Origin of the sequence: Sodalis sp. dw_96, from assembly GCF_018449575.1 — a bacterium.
GTDB lineage: Bacteria > Pseudomonadota > Gammaproteobacteria > Enterobacterales > Enterobacteriaceae > Acerihabitans.
This window is the reverse complement of record NZ_JAAVUT010000041.1, coordinates 1-6,585: the sequence shown is the minus strand read 5'-3', so window position 1 is coordinate 6,585 and position 6,585 is coordinate 1. Positions and strand designations below refer to the sequence as shown.

Annotated in this window: 6 protein-coding genes, 4 tRNA genes and 1 other RNA gene; 2 read left to right on the top strand and 9 right to left on the bottom strand. The window is 47.7% G+C overall.

Going from position 1 to position 6,585, the window contains the following annotated elements:
* The 6 genes from HB631_RS27220 to HB631_RS26590 form a co-directional block, all read right to left on the bottom strand.
* Window positions 1-63 (bottom strand): hypothetical protein (locus tag HB631_RS27220; RefSeq protein ID WP_255557335.1); only part of this gene is annotated, 63 nt, incomplete at its 3' end.
* Between the two features lie 110 nt (window positions 64-173).
* Window positions 174-249 (bottom strand) — tRNA-Thr (locus HB631_RS26610).
* A gap of 4 nt (window positions 250-253) precedes the next feature.
* Window positions 254-328: transfer RNA gene (locus HB631_RS26605), tRNA-Gly, on the bottom strand.
* Window positions 329-469: 141 nt separating this feature from the next.
* A non-coding RNA gene (locus tag HB631_RS26600) (RtT sRNA) lies at window positions 470-597 on the bottom strand.
* 41 nt (window positions 598-638) lie between these two features.
* Window positions 639-723 (bottom strand) — tRNA-Tyr (locus tag HB631_RS26595).
* A 12-nt stretch (window positions 724-735) separates the two neighbouring features.
* A tRNA-Thr gene (locus tag HB631_RS26590) sits at window positions 736-811 on the bottom strand.
* 462 nt (window positions 812-1,273) lie between these two features.
* Between HB631_RS26590 and HB631_RS26585 the strand changes: the two genes are divergently transcribed.
* A complete protein-coding gene (locus tag HB631_RS26585) occupies window positions 1,274-1,822 on the top strand; it encodes a GNAT family N-acetyltransferase (protein ID WP_213994183.1) in 549 nt (182 codons plus the stop codon).
* A 196-nt stretch (window positions 1,823-2,018) separates the two neighbouring features.
* On the top strand, window positions 2,019-2,969 hold the full coding sequence (coaA, locus tag HB631_RS26580; RefSeq protein ID WP_213994182.1) for a type I pantothenate kinase: 951 nt from the start codon (window positions 2,019-2,021) through the stop codon (window positions 2,967-2,969).
* A gap of 266 nt (window positions 2,970-3,235) precedes the next feature.
* Here the strand turns inward: coaA and birA are convergent, their stop codons facing one another.
* The 3 genes from birA to HB631_RS26565 all read right to left on the bottom strand — a co-directional run bounded on the left by birA (window position 3,236) and on the right by HB631_RS26565 (window position 6,197).
* A complete protein-coding gene (gene birA, locus HB631_RS26575) occupies window positions 3,236-4,195 on the bottom strand; it encodes a bifunctional biotin--[acetyl-CoA-carboxylase] ligase/biotin operon repressor BirA (RefSeq protein ID WP_213994181.1) in 960 nt (319 codons plus the stop codon).
* Complete coding sequence (murB, locus tag HB631_RS26570; protein ID WP_213994180.1) at window positions 4,192-5,229, bottom strand: UDP-N-acetylmuramate dehydrogenase; 1,038 nt, start codon at window positions 5,227-5,229, stop codon at window positions 4,192-4,194. The genes birA and murB overlap by 4 nt, the downstream gene beginning before the upstream one ends.
* Before the next feature lie 152 nt (window positions 5,230-5,381).
* Entirely contained in the window at window positions 5,382-6,197 is an 816-nt protein-coding gene (locus HB631_RS26565; RefSeq protein WP_213994179.1) for a hypothetical protein, read from the bottom strand.
* Window positions 6,198-6,585 lie beyond the last annotated feature (388 nt).

Below are 6,585 nucleotides of genomic sequence, written 5' to 3'. Positions count from 1 at the left end.
AACGTGGCCGATAGTACCGACGTTAACGTGTGGTTTTGTACGTTGAAACTTTTCTTTAGACATCGATTGTCCCTCTAAGACACGAATAAATCGGTGGTATCACCACATCAACCAGGTAAACACCTGATAAATTTATTTTCTAACAGAAAGTGAATCAGGAGGGAGACTGAAAGTGGTGCTGATAGGCAGATTCGAACTGCCGACCTCACCCTTACCAAGGGTGCGCTCTACCAACTGAGCTATATCAGCACATTGGAGCGGGCAGTGGGAATCGAACCCACGTCATCAGCTTGGAAGGCTGAGGTAATAGCCATTATACGATGCCCGCAACTTGGAACTCGGCTACCTGATATTCCTGTAGATTGTTGAAAGGTCCAGTGGTTCCGAACCTTGTCGAAGGTTCTTAACCTTCCCCCCGATACTCATGTAACATTGCATCGGGGATTGCCTCGGTTGCCCGCGGCCAATCTGGTGGTGGGGGAAGGATTATTCGTCACTTCGTTCCTCACCCTTCGGGCCGTCGCAAGCGACGTTGTCTCGCGCTGCACGACTCGAACCTTAATCGAAGGTTCTCAACCTTCCCCCCGATACTCATGTAACATTGCATCGGGGATTGCCTTGGTTGCCCGCGGCCAATCTGGTGGTGGGGGAAGGATTCGAACCTTCGAAGTCAGTGACGGCAGATTTACAGTCTGCTCCCTTTGGCCGCTCGGGAACCCCACCTGAATTTTCTTTTGGTGCCGGCAGAAGGAGTCGAACCCTCGACCTACTGATTACAAGTCAGTTGCTCTACCAACTGAGCTATGCCGGCGTTAAGTGCAGCGCATTCTAGGTAGAGCCGGCGACCTATGCAACAAAAAAATCGCGTAAATCGAATTTTCGCTCACAAAATACCCAAATTTGTAAAAGGATTCACAAAGTTGGTTGATTTTCAGTCCCAAAGGCAAAATTCAGATTTGTTTTAATACGGTTTTATGACGGCTTCTGCATAGCTCACCCGACATGCCGACGCTCAATAACAAGCCGGACGACAACTCAGGCCGTTAACATATCCCCTCAAGGGAAGATTGTCAAAATCGTGATCGTTATCACTGCACTAAAAAGGTAAACCTGCACCGTAAAGACGCATTCTCAAGATTAACCTTAAGTGAAAAGTCGGAATAGCAGAAAAATTCATTATATAATCAAGGTTATTAATAAGATCATGGTTATTTAACTCTTGGCATGACTATTGCGTGATATTACCTGTTATCAGCGACAAGAGGATGACATCATGAAAATAGTGCAACTCAATGCATCGACGCTTCCGGTTTATCGCAGTGAACTCGCGGGTTTATTGATGGATGCGGTCCTCCATGGCGCCTCGGTGGGGTATAAACATCCATTGACCCGGGAAGATGCGGAAAACTATATCCGCGAACTGACCCCCGCTATCGCCAAAAATGAGTTATTACTCTGGATTGCCCGTGATGAACGAGGCATTGTCGGCAGTATTCAGTTGGCTTTATGCCAAAAACCCAACGGACAGAACCGTTCGGAAATTCAAAAATTATTAGTGCACAGCAAAGCCCGTCGCCAGGGTATCGGTAAATCATTGATTACTGCCGTGGAACGCACCGCGTATGGAATGCAGCGCGGCCTGCTTTATCTGGATACGCAGGCGGGTTCATCGGCAGAAACATTTTACCGCACCATGGGATATCGCTGTTTGGGTGAAATTCCCGATTATGCCTGTACTCCCGGCGGGTATTATTATCCTACCGCCATTTATTATAAACGCCTGTTTGCGGTTAATCAGCAGATACAAGCCATCGCCAGCTAAAGCATGACAAGGCCGCAAAGCCCGATCTTTTTGTCGATCCGGGCTTTACGGTCACACGCCACCGTCACAATTCAATACTATAAGCAGAAAAAATACTCTACGATGCCAATGAAGCTGTCTATACTATGCAGCTTGTTTTCGTCCCGGGTGGGCTCGGCTGCCCCGGTTGGACCTGCTTAACAGGCTGGCTAAGCTTATGATAAATCGTGATCAATCACTTACCACCCCCTATCTTCAGTTCAACCGGAAGCAATGGGCCGCTTTGCGGGATACCGTGCCCTTAACGTTGACTGAAGAAGAAATCATCAAGCTCAAAGGGATAAATGAGGATCTCTCACTGGATGAAGTGGCGGAAATTTATCTCCCCCTTTCTCGCTTACTGAATTTCTATATCAGTTCGAACCTGCGGCGACAGGCGGTTCTTGAACAGTTTCTCGGTACCAACGGTCAGCATATTCCCTATGTCATTGGCATTGCCGGCAGTGTGGCGGTAGGTAAAAGCACCACGGCTCGCGTACTTCAGGCGTTGCTGAGCCGCTGGCCGGAACACCGTTCGGTGGAGTTGGTTACCACCGATGGCTTTCTTTTTCCCAATCGCGTATTAAAAGAGCGGGATATAATGAAAAAGAAAGGATTTCCACAATCCTACGATATGCGCAGTCTGGTAAATTTTGTTTCCGAGGTAAAATCAGGCGCCAAGGAAGTCAGCGCGCCGGTCTATTCCCATTTGATCTATGACATCATCCCTGAAGACAGGAAAGTTATCTCGCAACCCGACATTCTTATTTTGGAAGGGTTAAATGTGCTGCAGAGCGGAATGGATTATCAGCATGCTTCGCATCATGTATTCGTTTCCGATTTTGTCGATTTTTCGCTGTATGTGGATGCGCCGGAAAAACTTCTAAAAAATTGGTATATTAATCGCTTCCTAAAATTCCGCCAGGGTGCTTTTTCCAATCCGGATTCCTATTTTCATCATTATGCAAAATTGCCGGAAGAAGAAGCCGTGCAAATTGCCACGCAAATATGGACGGAAATCAACGGATTGAATTTAATGGAAAATATATTGCCCACCCGCGAACGCGCCAGCCTGATCCTGACCAAAAGCGCCAATCATGCGGTAGAGAATATACGTTTAAGAAAGTAACCCTGTCCTGTGCGCAGCGCTGACCGGCCTGATCGTCAACTTCAGGCCGGGTCAATAAATAGCCCTGATACATATTTGGGTTTATTGCAGTGTCGTTAATATAATACGCTAGCCGGCTTAGTGTAGCGATAAACATTGATATTGCCGCACTCTATCCGCAATTACGTACGCACTATAACCGCACCTATTCCCTCTCATTGTAGCCACTATGCGGCACTAAGCAGCAATATGCAGCAATATGCGGCACGATGCTTGCAGCGATGCGCCTATAGCCCGCGCAGCGAGATTTCACCACCCAAATACGCTTTGACTTCGTTATCTTGCTCTAATAACAACGCCCCCTGTGAATTGATACCCTGAGCAATACCCTTTATTTCGCGATCGCCGATAAGGAGTTTCACCGGGCGATTAAAATAATTGTCCAATGCCTGCCAGCGTTGATGAAAAGCAGAAAAACCGTCACGTTCGAATATAGGCATCGCCTGCCTCAATTCATTAATCAAACTCGCGGTCAAATCATTACGATCAATTTTTATACCGGCTTCCTGCAAATTAATCCATCCTTGGTCGATTACCGGATTTAACGGCTCACGCATGGATAAATTGATACCCGCGCCGATAACCACATGGGCCGCATCACCCGCTTTGCCGCTGATTTCAACTAAAATCCCGGCCAGCTTCCGATCGTGCAGGTACAAATCATTCGGCCATTTTACCCGCACTTCCTGAGCACCCAGGCGCTGGAGTACTTCCGCCATAATAATGCCGATGACCAGACTTAACCCTATGGCGGCGGCGGGTCCCTGCTCCAGACGCCAGTATAACGAAAGGTAAAGATTGGCGCCGAAAGGAGAGAACCAGTGCCTTCCGCGCCGCCCGCGCCCTTGTCCTTGATATTCGGCGACACAGGCGTCCCCCGAGCGGAGAGTTGCAGTCCGGTCCATTAAATATTGATTGGTGGAATCAATGACCGGCAATACCGTAACCCGGCCTTCGGGCAAGTAGGACAGTATTATATTCTCGTCAAGCAGCTGCAATGGCCCATGCAAGCTGTACCCTTTGCCCGGCACGGTAAACACATCCACCCCCCATTCCCGCAAGGTCTGGATATGCTTATTAATAGCCGCCCGACTCATGCCAAGGGTTTCGCCGAATTGCTCACCGGAATGGAAATCGCCGTCGGCCAGCAACCTAACCAATCTCAAGGGGACGGTAATGTCTTTCATGACAGCACCCCCACCGCATCCACTTCGCCTTCGGCGGCAATAAACCTGACCTCGGGCTCCAGCCAGACGGTGAATTTTTCCGCTACCTGGCGCCGGACATACATGGCCAGGGCTGCAATATCCCCGCCGGTAGCCTGACCGCCGTTAATGAGCACCAGAGCCTGTTTTTCATGCACCGCCGCGGCCCCCAATCGAAAACCTTTCATGGCGCATTGATCGATTAGCCAGCCCGCAGCCAGTTTCACTTCACCTGAAGGCTGGGGATAATGGGGCGCCTCAGGGTAATGCCGCAGCAGGTTTTGAGCCACGTCAGCGCTGACCAGTGGGTTTTTGAAAAAGCTGCCGGCATTACCCACCACGGCGGGGTCGGGTAATTTAGCGCGGCGCATGGCGCATACCGTATCAAACACCTCGCGCGGCGTCACACGTTTGCTGTCCAGACGGGTCAAATCGCCATAGGTAAGCACCGGACGCCAACTTTTGTTGAGTATAAAACCAACCGCTACGATGGCATAGCCGTCGCGATAATCATGTTTGAATATGCTGTCCCGGTAACCAAAGCGGCATTCGGCGGCAGAGAGGCGTTTGTTGACGCCGTTAGTGAGATCGATCAGATCGACATATTCACATACCTTCTCCAGCTCAACGCCATAAGCGCCGATATTCTGGATCGGCGCCGATCCGGTCCGCCCGGGAATAAGGGCCAGATTCTCAAGCCCGGCCATGCCGCGATCCAGGGTGAACGATACCAGCTCATGCCAGTCTTCTCCCGCCCCGGCATGGATATGCCAGGCGTTTTTATCCTCGGTGACGCTTACCCCCATGAGACGGTTCAACAACAATATTCCGGCAAAATCCTCCAGAAACAGGACGTTGCTACCCCCGCCAAGCAATAAAACGGGCAATGATTTTTCCTTGGCTTCCTGCCAACACGCTACCAACTCCGTCTCGGAACAGGCTGTCACAATCTGTTTAGCGGTAACATCTATCCCAAAGGTATTCAGGTGTTTTATCGGCACACCGTGCATCATCATTGTTTAACTCATCTCAAACTCTCATGACCTTATTCTACCCGATTCCCTTGGCATCGGGTGAGGGACATTTTTCGCGATCGCGTATGAAGAGAGGTGGTGATAGAGGCCTTGCAACGGGCTAATCCATACCCATCTTCGACGCATGGCATTCGTTATGCATCGGAGGAATTATCTTTATTAATATTGCGCTGCCAGTTTTCAGTAATCTCAATTAATACAGACTTGAACGCAAGTGGGCTTTTCAGACTATTATCAATACAATATCTATCGACCATGGCGTTGATATTATCATTGATTTTTTCTATATTTTTTTGATCTTTTATCTGATTAGAATATTTTTTTTGCAAGATACTGATAACGCTATTTAGCAAAGGATTAGCTCCCGCTCCTTTTGGTACATACACGCCGCTTTTTTCGTTGCAAGATACATCCCAGTCATAGGCAGTTTGACCGATAGTCTTTAAGTATTCCCCCGGCAGGGACAAATTTTCATCTCCAGGCATATCGGGTTTGTTAAAGAAATAATGTATTTCAAACGAGGCTTTGACGTCTCGATAAATGGCTGCAAATATAGCATCAATGACTTGTTCCCTATATTTTTCATCTGCTACTTCTTTTTGAAAACTTTCATTCAATTCTCTAAGCTGTTCCGCTACATCATTTTCAAATTGCTCCAGAGGATCCCGAAGGGGTTTGTAAGAGACCAGATCAATGTTGTCATCTCCCTGCTGCGCGACCCCGGAGCCGCGGCGCTTATCAGCCCGTACCGATTTTAACGACCCAATCAGGTGTTTTACGGATTTTAGAGAGTGTGTTTTTACATGAGATAAATAAGCGACTACGTTGTTTTTCACTGAGATGAGTTTTTCAAATATTTTTTTGTAGCCTTCGTTCGGCTTTTTAGCCTCAGTGTTTTCCGTCTGGATATGAACGGGTTTATAGGATCTTGCAATATCAACCTTTGGCATAATCTCACGTCTTTTTCAATCGTTTATATGTCCATTCATATAAACAGATACCAAACCAAGAGCGCTTGCAAATATCGCCTATATATTATTTATTTGTAATAATTATCAATCGCCAGATAAGCTTATCAAAGTTAGATCATTTTTAGTAAAATTTGAGTAAATTTTAGTCAGGGTTGTATGTAGTATTTGGGAAGGGATTTTTGTTATCATTTTTAGTTAATCGGATACATTTATTATATTAACTCATCATCAATCGTAACTGATACTTATTCGTTATTATTTGATATTAAAGATAACTCAGCCTGGCAGTTGATGCCCGCCTGCGGCGGTCACCCTGCGGGCCGTCGCCTGCGGCTCCGTTCAACCGGCGTTGCCGGTTGTCCTACTT

What these genes read in the sequence shown, in the direction of transcription:
- coaA (WP_213994182.1), top strand. Translation starts at nt 2,019, where the DNA reads ATGATAAATCGTGATCAATCACTTACCACCCCCTATCTTCAGTTCAAC.
- HB631_RS26565 (WP_213994179.1), bottom strand. Translation starts at nt 6,197, where the DNA reads ATGCCAAAGGTTGATATTGCAAGATCCTATAAACCCGTTCATATCCAG.
- HB631_RS26585 (WP_213994183.1), top strand. Translation starts at nt 1,274, where the DNA reads ATGAAAATAGTGCAACTCAATGCATCGACGCTTCCGGTTTATCGCAGT.
- murB (WP_213994180.1), bottom strand. Translation starts at nt 5,229, where the DNA reads ATGATGATGCACGGTGTGCCGATAAAACACCTGAATACCTTTGGGATA.
- birA (WP_213994181.1), bottom strand. Translation starts at nt 4,195, where the DNA reads ATGAAAGACATTACCGTCCCCTTGAGATTGGTTAGGTTGCTGGCCGAC.